Genomic DNA, 15,569 nt, shown 5'->3' on the forward strand with positions numbered 1-15,569 from the left:
AAATTTAATTGCGGAACGCAACACTAGTTATCTGGCACAGCCCCAAAAAGATTCTGGTGGAACAGGTTGGGATCAGGAATGTTTCCTGCGTGCCGGGCTTCGTTTGTCGCGCGCCGGGGGCTGGCCTGCGGGCATGAGCAGGCCGTGCTGGCGCAGGCGCTGGGCATCGGTCCGGGCCACGGGGATGGGCTGGCCCGCGAGGTCTGTTCCGGCGTGGAACATGGCTGCTGCGGCCGTGCCCGGCAGGGGGATGAAGCACTGCACCTGCTCGGGCTTCCATCCCCGTTCGCGCAGCCAGCGGCCCAGGGCGCGCATATCGTCGTCGGTGCAGCCGGGGAAGGCGCTCATCAGGTAGGGAATGACGTATTGGCGCTTGCCCGCCTTGGCCGATTCCCGGGCAAAGACATCGAGGAACCGCTCGAAGGTGTCAAAGGGCGGCTTGCGCATCAGCCGCAGGACATGGTCGGCCATGTTCTCGGGCGCGACCTTGGCCTGGCCGCCCACATAGGTGCGGATGAGCCGGGCCAGGGGGGCCATGTCGGTCAGGGCCAGGTCCATGCGCCAGCCGCTGGCCACGCGCACGTGCTTGACCCCGGGCAGCCCGGCAACTCCATCAAGGAGGTCGAGGAAGGCGGACTGGCCGACCGTGAAATGGCGGCATATCTTGGGGGTCAGGCAGCTGGCGCGCTGGCAGGCGGACTGGTCTGCGGCGCAGTGCCCGCCCCACATGTTGGCGCTGGGGCCGCCCACATCACTGATGCTGCCGGTGAAGCCGGGCACCCGGGTCACGGCCTCTGCCTCGCGCAGGAGCGAGGCCCGGCTGCGCGAGCGTATCTGCCGCCCCTGGTGCAGGGCCAGGGTGCAGAACGAGCAGCCGCCCGCGCACCCGCGGTGGGTGGTGATGGAGGTCATGATCATGTCCGCGGCCGGGATGCGCTCGGAGTAAGCCGGGTGGGGCAGCCGGGTGAAGGGCAGCCCGGCCAGCTCGTCGAGACCGCGCGTATCCAGCGGCGGGCCGGGCGGGGTGACGATGACCAGCCTGTCGCCGCTTTGCTGCACCGCGATCTCCCGGTTCTGGTGGACCTGCCTTTCCAGCATGACGGTGGCCCGGATCAGGGCCTGGGGATCGGCCTGGATTTCCTCATGGGAGGGCAGCTCCATGACCGGGGCGAAGTCTGGCACATCGCTGCTGGCCCCGGCGGTGACCACGCCGGGAATGCGGGCCAGGAGCGGGCGCAGAGTTTTCAAGTCCATGCCGTCCGCATTTTCGATGGCGCTGGCCAGGGCCACGATGGAATTTTCGGCCATGCCGTAGGTGATGGCCGTGGCCTTGCTGTCGATGAGGATGGAGCGGCGGATCGAGTCGGTCCAGAAGTCGAAGTGGGCGACGCGGCGCAGGGAGGCCTCGATGCCGCCGAGGATCACCGGCAGGCCGCGAAAGGCGCGCTGGACCACGTTGGCGTAGGCGATGCAGGCCCGGTTGGGGCGGTTTCCGGCCTTGCCGCCCGGGGTGTAGGCATCGTCGCTGCGCTTCTTGCGAAAGGCCGTGTAGTGGGCGAGCATGGAGTCCAGCGAACCGGCCGTGACCCCGGCGAAGAGGCGGGGCCTGCCCATGCGGACCACATCGTCGGGCGCGTCCCAGCGGGGCTGGGCCACCACGCCCACCCGGTAGCCGTGGTGCACCAGCCAGCGTCCCAGCAGGGCGGCCCCAAAGGACGGATGGTCCACATAGGCGTCGCCCGTGACCAGCAGGATGTCCAGCTCGTCCCAGCCCAGGCGGTCCATCTCCTGGCGGGTCATGGGCAGCACCGGGGGCTGGGGCAGGGGCTGGCGGCGGGACAAGGCGGCGGGCGTCATGGCGCGATGATGGCCCATGGGCGCGGATTGGTCCATAGAATTCACCACAAGGCCGGGGTCAGGCGTAGCGCGCCCGGACGCGGGCGAAGAGAGCGGGTTTGCGGTCGTACTGGTGGACGATGGCCGGGATGCGGCCGCGCGCGTTGCGCACCAGCCCCTGTGCATCCACAACCGGTTCGCCCTTGGTGGTGGCCAGGGTCAGGACCGGGCCGTCATTGTCGTGCAGGGTCAGGTTCTCCAGCGCGCCAGAGTGGGCCAGCCAGTTGTGGACCAGCAAGGTGTGGACCAGGATGTTGTGGACGCCCTGGTCGTATCCGGCCATGCGCTCGCCAGGGGTGAAGGGCACCAGCCGCCGGGTCATGGCGTCGAGGTAGGCGAGCATGGTCTCGTGGTCGGCCAGCACCGTGCCCGAGCAGGACACGGGCCGGTCCGCCACCGAGGCCAGCGCCTCCTCCCCCAGGTGGCGGCGCACCCAGCGGCTGTTGTGCGGGCAGGTGCCGATGCTGGTGCCCGGGTCTTCGAGCACGCAGTTGAGGCCGCCAGCCCAGGCCGCGCCAAAGGGATCGGCCTGGAAGACGACGTCGCGCACGTCAGTGAGCAGGATGCGCCCATGGCGGGTGGTCGAGGCCAGCAGAAGGTCCCGGTAGAGGAAATAGCGCAGGGCGTTGAGGGGGAGGGCTTCCAGGCCGACGGGCGGCGACACCGGCAGGAGGGTGACGCCGTGGGCCGCCACCCGGTCCGTGTCGCGGGTGGTGGGCGAGACGAAAAGCACGCATGCGCCCCGGAACCCCGACTCCCCGAGGGAAGCCAGGAAGGGGCGCATGTCGCCGTAATGATAGCCTGCGGCCAGACCGAGGATCAGGTCTGCTGGCATGGTGGAGCGGGCTGGTGGGCCAGCGGGTCGGGCCGACTAGGCGCCCGACGAGGGCTTCTTGCGCCTGCGCCGTCTGGGCCTGGGCCGGGACACGGGTTTGGAATCGTCGTCGCCTTGGGGGGCGCGCGTCTCGATGTTTTCCGCCGTTGACCACTGGTCGTGATCCTGCGGGTGGTCGTGCTCCGGCAGATCGTCGCGCTCCTGCGGGCGGTCGCGCTCGGGCTGCTCGCGCATGACTGCGGGCTCGTCTCCGGGCCCGTTTCCGGTTGCGTTCCCGGGTGTGTCCCCAGGTGCGTCGGGCCTGCGCTTGCCGCGCCTCGAACGCCGCGATTTGCCCGGCTTGTCCTCGTCACCAGGAGATTCACCGGGCTGGCGACGGGGTTCTGCTTCACGTCCCTGATCACGCCCTTGATCGCGCCTGTTTTCGCCCTTGTCGCCATTTTCGCCTTCCGGGGCAACCCGTTGGGCCTCGCGCGGTTCACTGCGCTCGGTCCTCTCCTGTGGCGCGGGCTCGCCCTCGTCGCGACGCTCGGCGGGTCTGCGGGGGCGGTCGCGGTCCTGTTCCTGCCTGTCGTCGCGGCGGGTGTTCGTTTCGCGCGCCGGGGCGTCATCGCGGGGGCCGTCCTGATTGCCGCGTCCGCGACGCTTGCCACCCCGCGACGGGCGTTCGTCGTCGCGCTCGTCCTGACGCCTTTGGGCCGGGGCCGGAGCAGGGGCGGATTGCCTGCCGCCAGCGGGCTCGGCCGCGCGCTTGCCGTGCAGGGCGCTCTGGTAGATCTCGTCCAGGAGCATGGCCAGCAGGCCGAGGGATTCCTCGTTGTCCGCATACTTGCGGGCCAGGGACAGGAAGCGGGCGGCGCGTTCGCGCTCCAGATTGGTCAGCTTGCGGAATTTCTTTTCGAGCAGGGCGGTGAGCCGCTCTTCGATGATTTTGGCCACGTCTTCTTCGGTGGGGTCCTTGATCTCGTCGAAATGGATGGAGAAGCGGGTGGCGATGCGCTCAAGCTCCATGCGCTGGATGACGTCCACCAGGGTGATGGCCGTGCCCGTGGCCCCGGCCCGGCCGGTGCGGCCCGCGCGGTGGACATAGGACTCCGGGTCTTCGGGCGGCTCCAGCATGAAGACATGGGACAATTCCGGGATGTCGATGCCGCGCGCGGCCACGTCCGTGGCCACCAGGAAGCGCAGCTTGCCCGCCTTGATCTGGGCCATGAGCGATTCGCGCTTGGCCTGGGTCAGGTCCGAGGTCAGCCCCTCGGCGTCGAAGCCGAACTGGGCGAGGAGGGCGGCGGTGAACTCCACGTTGCGCTTGGTGTTGGAGAAGATGAGGGCCGAGGTGGGGTTCTCAAGCTCGATGAGCTTGATGAGCTTGCGCTCCTTGCCCATGGCCGGAACCTCCACGAACTGGTGGGCGATGGCCGAGATGTTGGCCTCTTCGCTCGACAGGCTGAGGAACTCCGGCTTGTTCATGAATTCCTCGGCCAGACGCAGCACGCTCTGGGGGAAGGTGGCCGAGAACATGTACGCCCCGCGCAGCGAGCGCGGCAGGTAGCGCTTGACCTCGACCATGTCGGGGTAGAAGCCCACCGAGAGCATGCGGTCCGCCTCGTCGAAGATGAGGGCCTTGAGGTGGTCGAGCGTCAGGTTGCGGCGCACGAGGTGGTCGAGGATGCGGCCCGGGGTGCCCACCACGAGGTGCGCGCCATCGCGGAAGGCGTCGAGCTGCTCCTTGTAGCCCACGCCGCCGTAGACCGCGACCACGCCGATGCCCTTCTCGCCGGAGAGCATGCGGGCCTCGTCGGCCACCTGGCGGGCCAGCTCGCGGGTGGGGACCATGACCAGGGCCTGGCACTGGGCCAGGGCCGGGTCGAGTTTTTCGAGCAGCGGGAGCACGAAGGCACCGGTCTTGCCCGAGCCGGTCCTGGCCTGGACCATGACGTCGCGGTCCGCCAGCAGGAAGGGCATGGCCTTTTCCTGCACGGGCATGAGCTTGGTCCACCCGGCGCGGTCGCAGGCCTGGCGCAGGACTGGGGGCAGGGCGTCGAAGGTGATGATGTGCTGGTCCGAGTCGGTCCCGGGTGTTTCGTCTGTCGGTTCTCTGGTGATGTCGTTTTCCATGGTGTCCTGAAGTGTATGGTGTGGACCCCGGCGGCGGATGCGATGATCTGGCCGGGGCGTGAATGGCTCTTTGGCGCGATAAGCATACACCTTTTCGCGTCGTTTGTACAATGGCTCCTGTTGGAGGGGGCCGACGGGCCGTCAGTGGAGAAATTGCTCGTTGAAAATGCGCTCCTCCAGCGAGTGGTCCGGGTCGAAGAGGATGCGGGCGTGCAGCGACGGGTCCTCGCGCACGGTCACATGCGTCACCGCGCGGACCTGCTTGGAGTCTGCCGACGCATCCACCGGACGGTGCACGGGGTTGAGTATCTCGAATTCCACCTCGGCCGTGTGGGGCAGGAGCGCGCCGTTCCAGCGCCGGGGCCGGAAGGGGCTGACCGGGGTCAGGGCCAGGACGTTGGACCCCAGGGGGATGATGGGGCCGTGGGCCGAGAGGTTGTAGGCCGTGCTGCCCGCCGGGGTGGCCACCATGACCCCGTCGCAGACGAGGTTTTCCAGGCGCTGGCGGCCGTTGACCAGCACCCGCACATGGGCCGACTGCTGGGAGCGGCGCAAGAGGGCCACCTCGTTGAAGGCCAGGGCTTCGTGGCGCTGGCCGTCAATGGTGGTGGCGGTCATGCGCAGGGGGCGCAGCTGGTGCGGCTGGGCGTTGCCGAGGCGCTCGCGCAGGTTTTCGCAGTCGAACTCGTTGAGCAGAAAGCCGACAGAGCCCCGGTTCATGCCGTAGATGGGCAGGCCGGTGTGCAGGTATGCGTGCATGGTCCGCAGCAGGAAGCCGTCGCCGCCCAGGGCGATGATCACCTCAGCTTCGGCCACCGGCACCAGGAGCATGGCGGCAGCCAACTGGCGCAGCCCCTCGCGGGCCTTGGGCGAGGCGGACGAAACGCAGGCGATCCTGTCGAATGGCATGGCGATGCTGTTCTCCTCAGGTGAAGACATCCACATGGGTTTTCTGGAAATCCTATACCGCGTGTCATGCCTGGGGCAAGAAAAACCCCGGCCCTGACGGGCCGGGGGTGTGCTCTTGCATTGCCGTGTCCTACCGCTGGTCGATGGGCACGTAGGCGCGCGGGGTCTGGCCGGTGTAGATCTGGCGCGGCCGGTGAATGCGAGTGGTTCCGTCGCTGTGGGCCTCGTACCAGTGGGCTATCCAGCCGGGCATGCGGCCGATGGCGAACATGACCGGGAACATGTTCACCGGGATGCCCAGGGCGCGCAGGATGATGCCGGAGTAGAAGTCCACGTTGGGGTAGAGCTTGCGCTCTATGAAGTACTCGTCGCGCATGGCCGCGTCGGCCAGTTCCAGAGCGATGTCCAGCAGCGGGTCTTCGTAGCCCGTGGATTCGAGCATGTCGTGGGCCGCCTTGCGCAGGATCTTTGCCCGGGGGTCGAAGCTCTTGTAGATGCGGTGGCCAAAACCCATCAGCTTGAGTTCCTTTTTCTTCGCCCGCTCAAGGTATTGGGGGATCGAAGATTCGCCGTCGCGGATCTGTTCGAGCATGGTGACCACGCCCGCGTTGGCACCGCCGTGCAGGCGGCCCCACAGGGCGCAGATGCCCGCCGAGACCGAGGCAAAGAGGTTGGCCTCGGTGGACTGGACCATGCGCACCGTGGAGCAGGAGCAGTTCTGCTCGTGGTCGGCGTGGAGCAGGAAGAAGAGGGAGAGGGCGCGCACCTGTTCGTCCGTGGGGTCGAACTGCTTGTAGGGGATGGAGTGCATCATGTGCAGGAAGTTTCGGCAGTACGACAGCTTGGGGTCGGGATACATGAAGGGCAATCCCTGGCCCTTGCGGAAGGACCAGGCAGCGATGGTGCGCACCTTGGAGATGATCTTGGCTGCGGCGCGCAGGAATTCGTCCTCGGTCTCGATCTCCAGCAGATCCGGGTGGTAGCAGCCCATGGCGTTGATCACTGCCGAGAGGAGGGCCATGGGATGCCCGGCCGAGGGGAATCCGTCGAAGTGGTGGCGCAACCCCTCGTGCAGCAGTTCCTGGTCGCTGAGCAGGTCGCGGAACTGCTGGCGCTGCTCCCGGGTGGGCAGGGCGTCGAAGATGAGCATGTACGCGGTTTCGATGAAGGTGCTGCTGGCGGCCAGTTCCTCGATGGGGTAGCCGCGGTAGCGCAGGATGCCGTTTTCGCCATCCACGAAGGTGATTGCGCTGGAGCAGGCCCCGGTGTTGCCGTAGCCCGGGTCGTAGGTGATGTGGCCGGTCTCCTTTCTCAGGGAGCGGATGTCGATGGCGTGCTCGTTCTCGCTGCCCACGATGACGGGCAGTTCGTAGGTGGTGCCGTCGAGGATGAGGTAGGCGGTCTTGCCCTTGGTGTCCTTGGTCTCTTTCAACATGCGGTTACCTCTGGAAGTCATGAGTGAAGCCCCCCTCCAGGCGTCGGGTGCAAAAGAAAATTCGGCTGTTCGGACCTGGTGTCGAAGGGTTTCTTCGTCGTCCGCCCCCGGATGGCTCCGGGGGTGCGCCAAAGGGCGAGCCCGCCACAAGGTGCGCCCGGAAATTCGGTGATGCCGATCCGGGCGGAGTGGACTCGGTGTCGTGGTATGGGCATGTATAGTCGAGAGATTCCGCCATGTCAAACTCCGATGGGCGATGATTGCACAAAAAAGTCAACACGCGGGGCACGATGCGGGGGCGCACCTGCCTTGCCGGGTCTTTTGCGACACTACGCCGAACCTGGGCGGGACACAATCCCCGACACAGGGGTTGACAAGGACCAATATACCCCTATAGGGTATGTTGCAGGAAGGGAACAGGCGGCCTGCGCAACCAAATATCAGGAGTGCGGCGATCATGAAGAAATCGGGTGCAACCCAATCCGGCCTGAGCCGACGCGGATTTCTCAAGGCCCTGGCCGTGGGCGGGGCGGGTCTGGCCGCGCCCTCGCTGGCCCTGGCCGCGCCGGGTGAGGCTTCGGCCACCCCCGGGGTCGCGGCGGACGCGGAGCTTGTCACGGTCCTCGACCTGTCGCGGTGCATCGGCTGCGGGGCGTGCGTGGAGGCGTGCCGCGAGGCCAACGAGGAAAAGTTTCCCGAGCCGACCAAGCCCTTTCCGGCCATGTCGCCCGCCCGGCGCGCCAAGCCCGAGGACTGGTCCGGGCGGCGCGACATCGACGACAGGCTGACCCCCTACAACTGGCTCTACATCCAGAGCGTCCGGGTGCGCCATGGCGGCGCGGATCACACCGTCCACATCCCTCGCCGCTGCATGCACTGCGTCAACCCGCCCTGCGCCAACCTGTGTCCCTTTGGCGCGGCCAACAAGCAGACCAACGGCCTGACCCTCATCAACGACTCGCTGTGCCTGGGCGGGGCCAAGTGCCGCACGGTCTGTCCCTGGCATGTCCCGCAGCGCCAGTCCGGGGTGGGGCTCTATCTCCACCTCATGCCGCGCTTTGCGGGCAACGGCGTCATGTACAAGTGCGACCGCTGCCATCAGCGCCTCGATCGGGGCGAGGTGCCCGCCTGCATCGAGCAGTGTCCCGAGGAGGTGCAGACCATCGGCCCACGCCGGGAGATGATCGCCAAGGCGCGGGAACTGGCCGAATCGATGAACGGCTTCATGTACGGTTTGGACGAGAACGGCGGCACCAACACCATCTATGTCTCGCCGGTGCCCTTTGAGCTGCTGGACGCGGCCATTGAGCAGGGCAGGGGCCGCCCGCACCTCAAGGGTGTGGCCGATGTCATGGCCGAAGAAAATTCAGCGGCCACGGCCGCGCTCCTTGCCCCGGTGGCGGGCATCGCCGCCGGATTCCTGGGGATCGGGGCAAGGCTGCTCGGTCCGGGCGAAGACGGCCACGCGACTCAGTCCAAGGAGGGTGACGATGCGCGCTAGACCGTATTCCTCATGGATCAGCCGTCTCTTTGTCGTGTCCGTGGCCGGGCTTGCCGTGACCGGCCTGCTCCAGATGCCGCTGGCCGAGCGCTACGCCCTGACCGAGGTGCCGGGGCTGGCCTGGACCGGGGATTTCTTCCTTGTCCACCGGCTGCACTCCTATTTCGCGGCCCTGCTGCTCTTCACGGCCGGGCTGGCCGCCACCAACTGGCTGCGCGCCTGGCGCGACCGGCTGGCGCTGACGCCGCTGGGCGCGGCCCGGGTGGTCATCCTCGGCGGGCTCATGGTCAGCGGCGGCCTGCGAATGTACCGCAATCTGCCTTCGGTGACCCTTGAACCGGCCCTGGTGGTGACCATCGAATGGGTGCATCTCGGGTTGGCCGTGGCGCTGGGGGGCGCGGCCCTGGCGGCCCTGCTGCGCGGCCCCTCGGCCTATGCCCGGCTGCGCTGATTTTCCGTCACACTCCTTCCTCTGTGTGGGGAGCCCGCCAGGGCTCCCCTTTTCGTTGTGTCCTGATGGTGCTATGGTTCGCCAATCATTGCGGAGGAATGCATGAAAACCATAAGCTGGGACGAATTTGAACAGGTGGAGTTGCGGGTGGGGACCATCACCAGGGTCGAGCCGTTTCCCGAGGCGCGAACCCCGGCCTACAAGGTGTGGGTGGATTTCGGCCCGGACATCGGCGAGCGCAAGTCGAGCGCCCAGATCACCCAGCTGTATGCCCCGGAAGAACTGACGGGTCGCCAGATCGTGGCCGTGGTCAACTTCGCGCCCAAGCAGATCGGCCCCATGCGCTCGGAGTGTCTGATCACCGGCTTCTACCGCGACGACGGCGTGGTCCTGGCCGTGCCGGACAAGCCCGTGCCAAACGGCCTGAAGCTGGGGTGAGGGCGGCTTTGGCCGCCGCAGACGTTTTCCGGCACCCGAGGGCAGTCCCCGGAGGCGATTCCCTTTCACCCCGGGATTTCCAGATCGGTGTGTTTTGTCCTGCCGGGGCGGTCTGTTGCGTCAATCTGACCGGGTATTTCATGTTATAATCTTGTGCTTCCCCTTGCGTTCGTCATTGTGGCTTTTATGGTGGAAAAGAGGTCTTCCGCCATGAAAACACTGCTCGTTTATCCCGCCTATCCAGATACCTTTTGGAGTTTCAAGCACGTCTTGCCCTTTGTCTCGAAAAAGGCGGCCTTTCCGCCCCTGGGCTTGCTCACGGTGGCCGCCATGCTCCCGGCCGGTTGGGAGAAACGGCTCGTGGACACCAATGTCGCGCCCCTGAGCGAGGCGGATCTGGCCTGGGCGGACATGGTCATGGTCAGCGCCATGCTGGTCCAGGCGCCCAGCGCGCGCCAGATCATCGGGCGGGCCAGGGAGGCGGGCAAGCTGGTGGTGGCGGGCGGCCCGGCCTTCGGCACCGGGCGCGAGACGTTTCCCGGCGTCGATCACTTCATCGTGGGTGAGGCCGAGGAGATCATGCCCGCCTTTGTGGAAGACCTGCAAAACGGGACGGCCAGGGAAGTGTATCAGTCGGACCGGCGGCCCGATCTGGCGACCACGCCGATTCCCCTCTGGGAGCTGCTGAATTTCAAGGATTACGTGTCCATGTCCGTGCAATATTCGCGTGGCTGCCCCTTTGACTGCGAGTTCTGCGGCATCATGGCCCTCAACGGCAGGCGGTCGCGGGTCAAGAGCCCGGAGCAGATGCTGCGCGAGATGCAGAGCCTGTATGACGCGGGCTGGCGCGACACCGTGTTCGTCGTGGACGACAACTTCATCGGCAACGTGGCCCATGTGAAGCGGCTGCTGCCCCGGCTGGCCCAGTGGCAGCGCGAGCGCGGCTATCCGTACATGCTCATGACCGAGGCGAGCATCAATCTGGCCAATGACCGGGAACTCATGACCATGATGAGCGAGGCCAACTTCCACAAGGTGTTCATCGGCATCGAGACGCCGTCGGTGGACAGCCTGATCGAGTGCGGCAAGAAGCAGAACGTGGCGATGGATTTCGCCAGCGCGGTCAGGGAGATTCACCGTCACGGGATGCAGGTCATGGGCGGGTTCATCGTGGGCTTTGACCATGACACGCCGTCCATCTTCGAGCAGCAGATCCGGTTCATCCAGGAGATCGGCGTGGTCACGGCCATGGTCGGCGTGCTCAACGCCATGCCGCAGACCCGCCTGTGGAGGCGGCTGGAGCAGGAAGGGCGGCTCTTTGGCGAGGCCAGCGGCGAGAACACCGACGCCTGCCTGAACTTCATCCCGGCCATGGGGCGCAAGGCATTGCTCGACGGGTACAAGCAACTGCTCGGCGTCATCTATTCCCCACGAAAATACTACAAGCGGATCAACACGTTCCTGCGCGAATACTGCCCCACCGCCCGGCGGCGGACCGATCCTGTCGAGCTGCTGGCCCTGGTCAAGAGCATGTGGCATGTCGGCGTGGTCTCGCGCGCCCGATTCAACTACTGGAAGCTCATGATCAAGACCATGCTGACCAACCGCAAGGCCTTCCCGGTGGCTGTGGAACTCGCCATCCTCGGCCTGCACTTCGACCGGGTGGCCAAGCGCGTCATGCACACCGACACGACTTGCGACACCATTACGGTCTGAGGGGGATGAGACCGGATCAAAGGACACAGGAAAGGCTGCTCGCGGGAGCGGCCTTTTCACTGTCTCTCCAGCCCCGGTCAGCCCACCTGCGGCAGCAACCGGGCCAGGGCGTCCTGGTAGTCCCCGGGGTGATTCAGATCAAGCACGGTGCCCGGGTCGTCGAGGTCCAGGCTGGTCGCTTCGTGCCGGAGCAGCACGGCGCGCAGGCCGCCCGTGCCGTCGTGGGCCAGGATTTCCGGCAGCAATGACCGGCTGATGAGGGGCGGGTGGCCGCGCTGTCCCCGAAAGCGGGGGCAGAGGACGGCGAACTTGGTGCGTCGGTACTCGTCGGCCAGCCGGGCGATGGTATCCGGCCTGACCAGGGGCATGTCCACCGGGAGCAGGAAGAAGGCGGCCGTTTCGGGGTCCAGGGCGCGCAGGCCGGTCAGCACCGAGGAGAACATGCCCTGCCCGAAGTGCGCGTTGTGGACCGGGGTCGCTCCGGCCCTGGCCGCCTCGGCCGCCACCGCGTCCCGGTCGTTGCCAGTGACCACGATGATCCGGTCAAGGCCGTTGGCCCGGAACAGGCCGACGCAGTGGGACAGGAGCGTGCCCGGGCCAAAGGGAAGCAGGGGCTTGCAGCGTCCCATGCGCGAGGAGTGTCCGGCGGCCGGGATGATGGCGGCCAGCATGGTCATGCCGGTGTTCCGGCCAGCCTTGCCCGGGCGCTGACCAGTTCGGCCCCGATGCTGATGGCGATTTCCTCGGGCGTGCGCGCACCGATGGACAGGCCGATGGGGCAGTGGCAGCGCGCCATGTCGCCATTGGTGAATCCCTCGGCCAGCAGGCTCGCATAGATCGTGTCCCGCTTGGTCCGGCTGCCGATCATGCCCACATACCCGGCCGGGGTGCGCAGCGCCTGGGCGAGCACGGTCCTGTCGTGCAGGTGGCCCCGGGTGACGATGACCACAAAGGCGTTTTCGGTGATGTCCAGGTCTTGGCAGCACCCCTCGAAGGAGGGCAGGACCACGATCCGGTCCGCCTCGGGGAACCGCTGCCCATTGGCGAAGTCCGGCCTGTCGTCGAGGACCACGGTGCGGAATCCGGCCATGGCCCCGATGCGGGCGGTGAACAGCGACACATGCCCGGCCCCGAAGAGGAAGAGGGGCGGTGCGGGGACAAAGGGTTCCACCAGCCGCATGGCGGAGTCGAGCCGCTCCAGGACAACGGCCCTGGCGGGCGGTGCGTCCGCGATGCCGTGGTCCACGGCCCGCAGCGTGGCCGCGCCTTCCAGCCGGGTGATCAGGGCTGCGCGGGTGCCGCTTTGCAGGCTGTGGTCCAGCCGGGCGTAGGCCGTGGCGCAGGAGCCGCCCGGCCCCGCGACCTCCAGCAACACCGAGAGGCCGCCGCCGCAGATCATGTCCGACTCGGCCGCCAGGGGGCCGGTCATGTCCGCGAAGAAGAGCAGGGCCGCGCCGTCTCCGGCATCGAACAGGGCCATTGCCTCGCGCCGGGCCATGGCCTCGACGAGGCCGCCGCCCACGGTGCCGATGGTGGTCCCGTCGGTCCGGACGATCATCTTGGCCCCGGGCGGGCGCGGGGTGGACCCGGCGCTTTCGGCCACAGTCGCCAGGACCACGGTCTCGCCCTGCGATGTCAACTGACGCACGGAGCGAACAAGGGCTTGCATGGCGGTTATTCCTTCTGGGCGTGTTTGCGGATCAAGCCTGCGGGTCAGGATCGCGCCCGGCGTGTCCGGGCTGGAACCGGACCTCATCCGAGGGCATGACCGTGCAGAAGCGGCGGTTAAGCACCGCGTTGTGGTGGGCGACGATGGTCCGGGCCGGGGCCGCGTCCGTGTCGTAGGTGGAGTGGCCGTCGGCCGCCAGGACGCTCGAATAGCCGTGGGCCAGGGCGCTGCGCACCGTGGTGTCCACGCAGATTTCCGTCTGGAGGCCGCAGAAGACGAGCCGCTGTGCGCCGAGCCCCTTGAGCGCCTTGTCGAGGCCCGTGTCGAAGAAGGCGTCATAGGAATATTTCAGGGAGACGGCGTCGCCGGGGTGCGGGGCGATTGCCGGATGAATCCGCCAGTTGTGCGAATCCTTCTCGAACTCGCTGCCCGCATCGCGGGTGGTGTGCTGGATGTAGACCACCGGCACGCCTGCCGTGCGGGCCGCCTTGATCAGCCCCTTGATGACATCAAGGACTTCTTCCCCCCGGTACAACTCGAACCCTGGCGTCTCGAACATGACGTTCTGGACGTCGATGACCACAAGAGCCGTGTTTGCCGACATGGATAGTGCTCCTTTGCTCAGCCCAGGCCCATGCCCGGGCGCATGATCTGGCCGGTGAGGGTGGTTTCGTAGCCACCCTGGGCGTTGATGGCGGCCTTGACCGTGTCCTTGCGGATGGTGGCCAGCAGGGTGACGATGCGTGGGTCTTCCATGTGCGCGGAGGGAATGACCAGATCGTAGCGCTCGTGGGCCAGGGGCACGAAGTCGAGATCGAGGGCCCTGGCCGCTGCAAAGATGCCCAGGCCGCAGGAGGCCGCGCCCGTGAGCACATTGACGGCCACGGCCATGTGCGTGAACTCCTCGTTGTCGTAGCCGGTCACGTCTGTCGGAATGATGCCGGCGGTCTTCAGGTGGTGGTCGAGGAGGATGCGCGTGCCCGCCCCGCGCTGGCGGTTGATGAAGCGCACGTCGTCGCGGGCCAGGTCTTCGACGCCCCGGATGGACAGGGGGTTGCCCTTTGGTACGATAAGCCCCTGGTGGCGGATGGCGAGGTTGACCACGGTGACGTCCAGCCCCTTGAGGTAGCGCTTGATGAAGGGGAAGTTGAAGTCCGCGCTCTCGGGGTCGAAGAGGTGCGCCCCGGCGAACAGGGCCGAGCCCGCCTTGAGGGCGGTCAGGCCGCCCATGCTCCCGGCGTGGCTCGAAACCAGCCGCAGGGGCTCGGCCAGACCCATCAGCTCGTTGGCCAGCAGGTCCAGCGTGTTGTCGTGGCTGCCTACATGGACCAGGACGCGGTCAAGGTCGGCCATGGGCACCAGCAGTTCGGCGGTGACGGATTCGCCCTCGTCCACGCCCTCTGACGCCTCGGGAATGTAGGCCACGGCCTGGGCCCGGGTCATGGTGGTGATCATGCCCGCCCCACGGGCCAGGGGCGCGGCGACAATGCGCCCGTTTTCGCGCTCGCCGATGCGCCCGGCCGCAAGGCGCAGGGCCTCGCGCATGCCGGGCTTGGAGGGGGTCTTACGGGCCAGCACCACCTGGGCGGTGGCGCGCTCGGGTGCGGTCGCGCCCATGAGCCAGGAGAGCACCGGGGCGAGAATCTTCTCATGGCAGACCACGGCGCTGACCGGATAGCCGGGCGCGCCCACCAGCAGGCGGCCGGGGTGGCCGCTGCGCTCATCGGTGACGGCCACCAGGGTGGGCTTGCCGGGCATGACCGAGATGCCGTGGACCAGCACCCGGCCCACGGACTCGAACACGCGCCGGGTGTAATCCTTGCTGCCCGCGCTGGAGCCCGCGCCGACGATGACCGCATGGTTGCCCGCGTTCAGCCCGTCGAGCACGGCCCGGCGCAGGGTTGCCTCGTCGTCCCTTACCGGTGGGGTGAAACTCGCGTTCACGCCCCAGGAGGCCGCATAGGCCATGAACACCTGGGAGTTGGATTCGATGACCTGCCCGGCCCGGGGTTCGGGTCTGTCCTTGAAGTCGAGCACCTCGTCGCCCGTGGGCACGAACACGGCCCGGACCCGCTCGCGCACCTCGACCTCGTAGATGCCCGCTGCGAGCAGGGCGCCGATGTCGCAGGGGGTGAGTTGGCGGAACTGGGGGATGAGCAGTTCGGTGGCCACGATGTCCTCGCCGATGCGGCGCACATGCTGCCAGGGGAAGGCCGGGGCGTCGATGAGCACCGTGTCCTCGTCCTTCTGGACCACGTTCTCGATCATGATCACGGCGTTCATGCCCTCGGGCAGCGGATTACCGGTGTTGACGAAGACGAACTGCGCGCCGTGGGTCAGGGATGCAGGCCGGTCCTCGCGCGCGGCAAAGGTGGTGTCGGCGCGCACGGCGATGCCGTCCATGGCGGCGGAGTGGAAGGTGGGCGACGAGTAGCGGGCGAAGATGGGCCCGGCCGTGACCCGCCCGGCCGCCTCGTGGGTGGGCACGGTCTCGACGGCCAGCAGACGCTTGCGGTCCAGCGCCGCCCTGGCGCGGCCCACGGCCTCTTCCACCGGGATGGTCTCAAGGTATATGTTGCGTTTGGCCATGGCTTTCTCCCT

The 15,569-nt window shown here is 67.3% G+C and carries 13 protein-coding genes; 4 read left to right on the forward strand and 9 right to left on the reverse strand.

The annotated features are described in order from the left end of the window. Window positions 1-72: 72 nt before the first annotated feature. The 5 genes from QQS14_RS10170 to QQS14_RS10190 all read right to left on the reverse strand — a co-directional run bounded on the left by QQS14_RS10170 (window position 73) and on the right by QQS14_RS10190 (window position 7,214). Complete coding sequence (locus QQS14_RS10170; RefSeq protein ID WP_285906926.1) at window positions 73-1,857, reverse strand: YgiQ family radical SAM protein; 1,785 nt, start codon at window positions 1,855-1,857, stop codon at window positions 73-75. 58 nt (window positions 1,858-1,915) lie between these two features. Further along, the gene (locus QQS14_RS10175; protein ID WP_285906883.1) at window positions 1,916-2,731 is read right to left on the reverse strand and encodes a hypothetical protein; all 816 of its coding nucleotides are present in this window, start codon (window positions 2,729-2,731) and stop codon (window positions 1,916-1,918) included. Window positions 2,732-2,767: 36 nt separating this feature from the next. Next, window positions 2,768-4,849 carry a DEAD/DEAH box helicase gene (locus tag QQS14_RS10180; RefSeq protein WP_285906884.1) on the reverse strand — a complete coding sequence of 694 codons (2,082 nt, stop codon included), beginning with the start codon at window positions 4,847-4,849 and terminating at the stop codon, window positions 2,768-2,770. Window positions 4,850-4,990: 141 nt separating this feature from the next. Beyond that, window positions 4,991-5,758, reverse strand: coding sequence for an NAD kinase (locus QQS14_RS10185; RefSeq protein WP_285906885.1), 768 nt, complete (start codon window positions 5,756-5,758; stop codon window positions 4,991-4,993). 130 nt (window positions 5,759-5,888) lie between these two features. Then, entirely contained in the window at window positions 5,889-7,214 is a 1,326-nt protein-coding gene (locus QQS14_RS10190) for a citrate synthase (protein ID WP_425607923.1), read from the reverse strand. A 436-nt stretch (window positions 7,215-7,650) separates the two neighbouring features. On the opposite strand from QQS14_RS10190, the gene QQS14_RS10195 reads away from it, so the two are divergent. From QQS14_RS10195 to QQS14_RS10210, 4 genes are all read left to right on the forward strand, one after another. Beyond that, window positions 7,651-8,694, forward strand: a complete 1,044-nt coding sequence (locus QQS14_RS10195; protein WP_285906887.1) for a 4Fe-4S dicluster domain-containing protein — start codon at window positions 7,651-7,653, stop codon at window positions 8,692-8,694. Beyond that, window positions 8,684-9,145, forward strand: coding sequence for a 4Fe-4S ferredoxin (locus tag QQS14_RS10200; RefSeq protein WP_285906888.1), 462 nt, complete (start codon window positions 8,684-8,686; stop codon window positions 9,143-9,145). Before QQS14_RS10195 ends, QQS14_RS10200 begins: the two co-directional genes overlap by 11 nt. Before the next feature lie 102 nt (window positions 9,146-9,247). Further along, entirely contained in the window at window positions 9,248-9,583 is a 336-nt protein-coding gene (locus QQS14_RS10205; RefSeq protein WP_285906889.1) for a tRNA-binding protein, read from the forward strand. A gap of 210 nt (window positions 9,584-9,793) precedes the next feature. Continuing rightward, window positions 9,794-11,299: a B12-binding domain-containing radical SAM protein gene (locus QQS14_RS10210; protein ID WP_285906890.1), complete on the forward strand. Its 1,506-nt coding sequence runs from the start codon at window positions 9,794-9,796 to the stop codon at window positions 11,297-11,299. A gap of 77 nt (window positions 11,300-11,376) precedes the next feature. Here the strand turns inward: QQS14_RS10210 and QQS14_RS10215 are convergent, their stop codons facing one another. The 4 genes from QQS14_RS10215 to QQS14_RS10230 are packed head-to-tail and all read right to left on the reverse strand — an operon-like array spanning window position 11,377 to window position 15,557. Continuing rightward, complete coding sequence (locus tag QQS14_RS10215; RefSeq protein ID WP_285906891.1) at window positions 11,377-11,976, reverse strand: nucleotidyltransferase family protein; 600 nt, start codon at window positions 11,974-11,976, stop codon at window positions 11,377-11,379. Next, window positions 11,973-12,968 (reverse strand): XdhC family protein, encoded by a 996-nt coding sequence (locus QQS14_RS10220; RefSeq protein WP_285906892.1) that lies wholly within the window; start codon window positions 12,966-12,968, stop codon window positions 11,973-11,975. The genes QQS14_RS10215 and QQS14_RS10220 overlap by 4 nt, the downstream gene beginning before the upstream one ends. Window positions 12,969-12,999: 31 nt before the next feature. Beyond that, the gene (locus QQS14_RS10225) at window positions 13,000-13,572 is read right to left on the reverse strand and encodes a cysteine hydrolase family protein (RefSeq protein WP_285906893.1); all 573 of its coding nucleotides are present in this window, start codon (window positions 13,570-13,572) and stop codon (window positions 13,000-13,002) included. A gap of 17 nt (window positions 13,573-13,589) precedes the next feature. Then, window positions 13,590-15,557, reverse strand: coding sequence for a molybdopterin biosynthesis protein (locus tag QQS14_RS10230; RefSeq protein WP_285906894.1), 1,968 nt, complete (start codon window positions 15,555-15,557; stop codon window positions 13,590-13,592). Between the last annotated feature and the right edge of the window lie 12 nt (window positions 15,558-15,569).

It is taken from the genome of Pseudodesulfovibrio pelocollis (genome assembly GCF_030282845.1).
Taxonomy (GTDB): domain Bacteria; phylum Desulfobacterota; class Desulfovibrionia; order Desulfovibrionales; family Desulfovibrionaceae; genus Pseudodesulfovibrio; species Pseudodesulfovibrio pelocollis.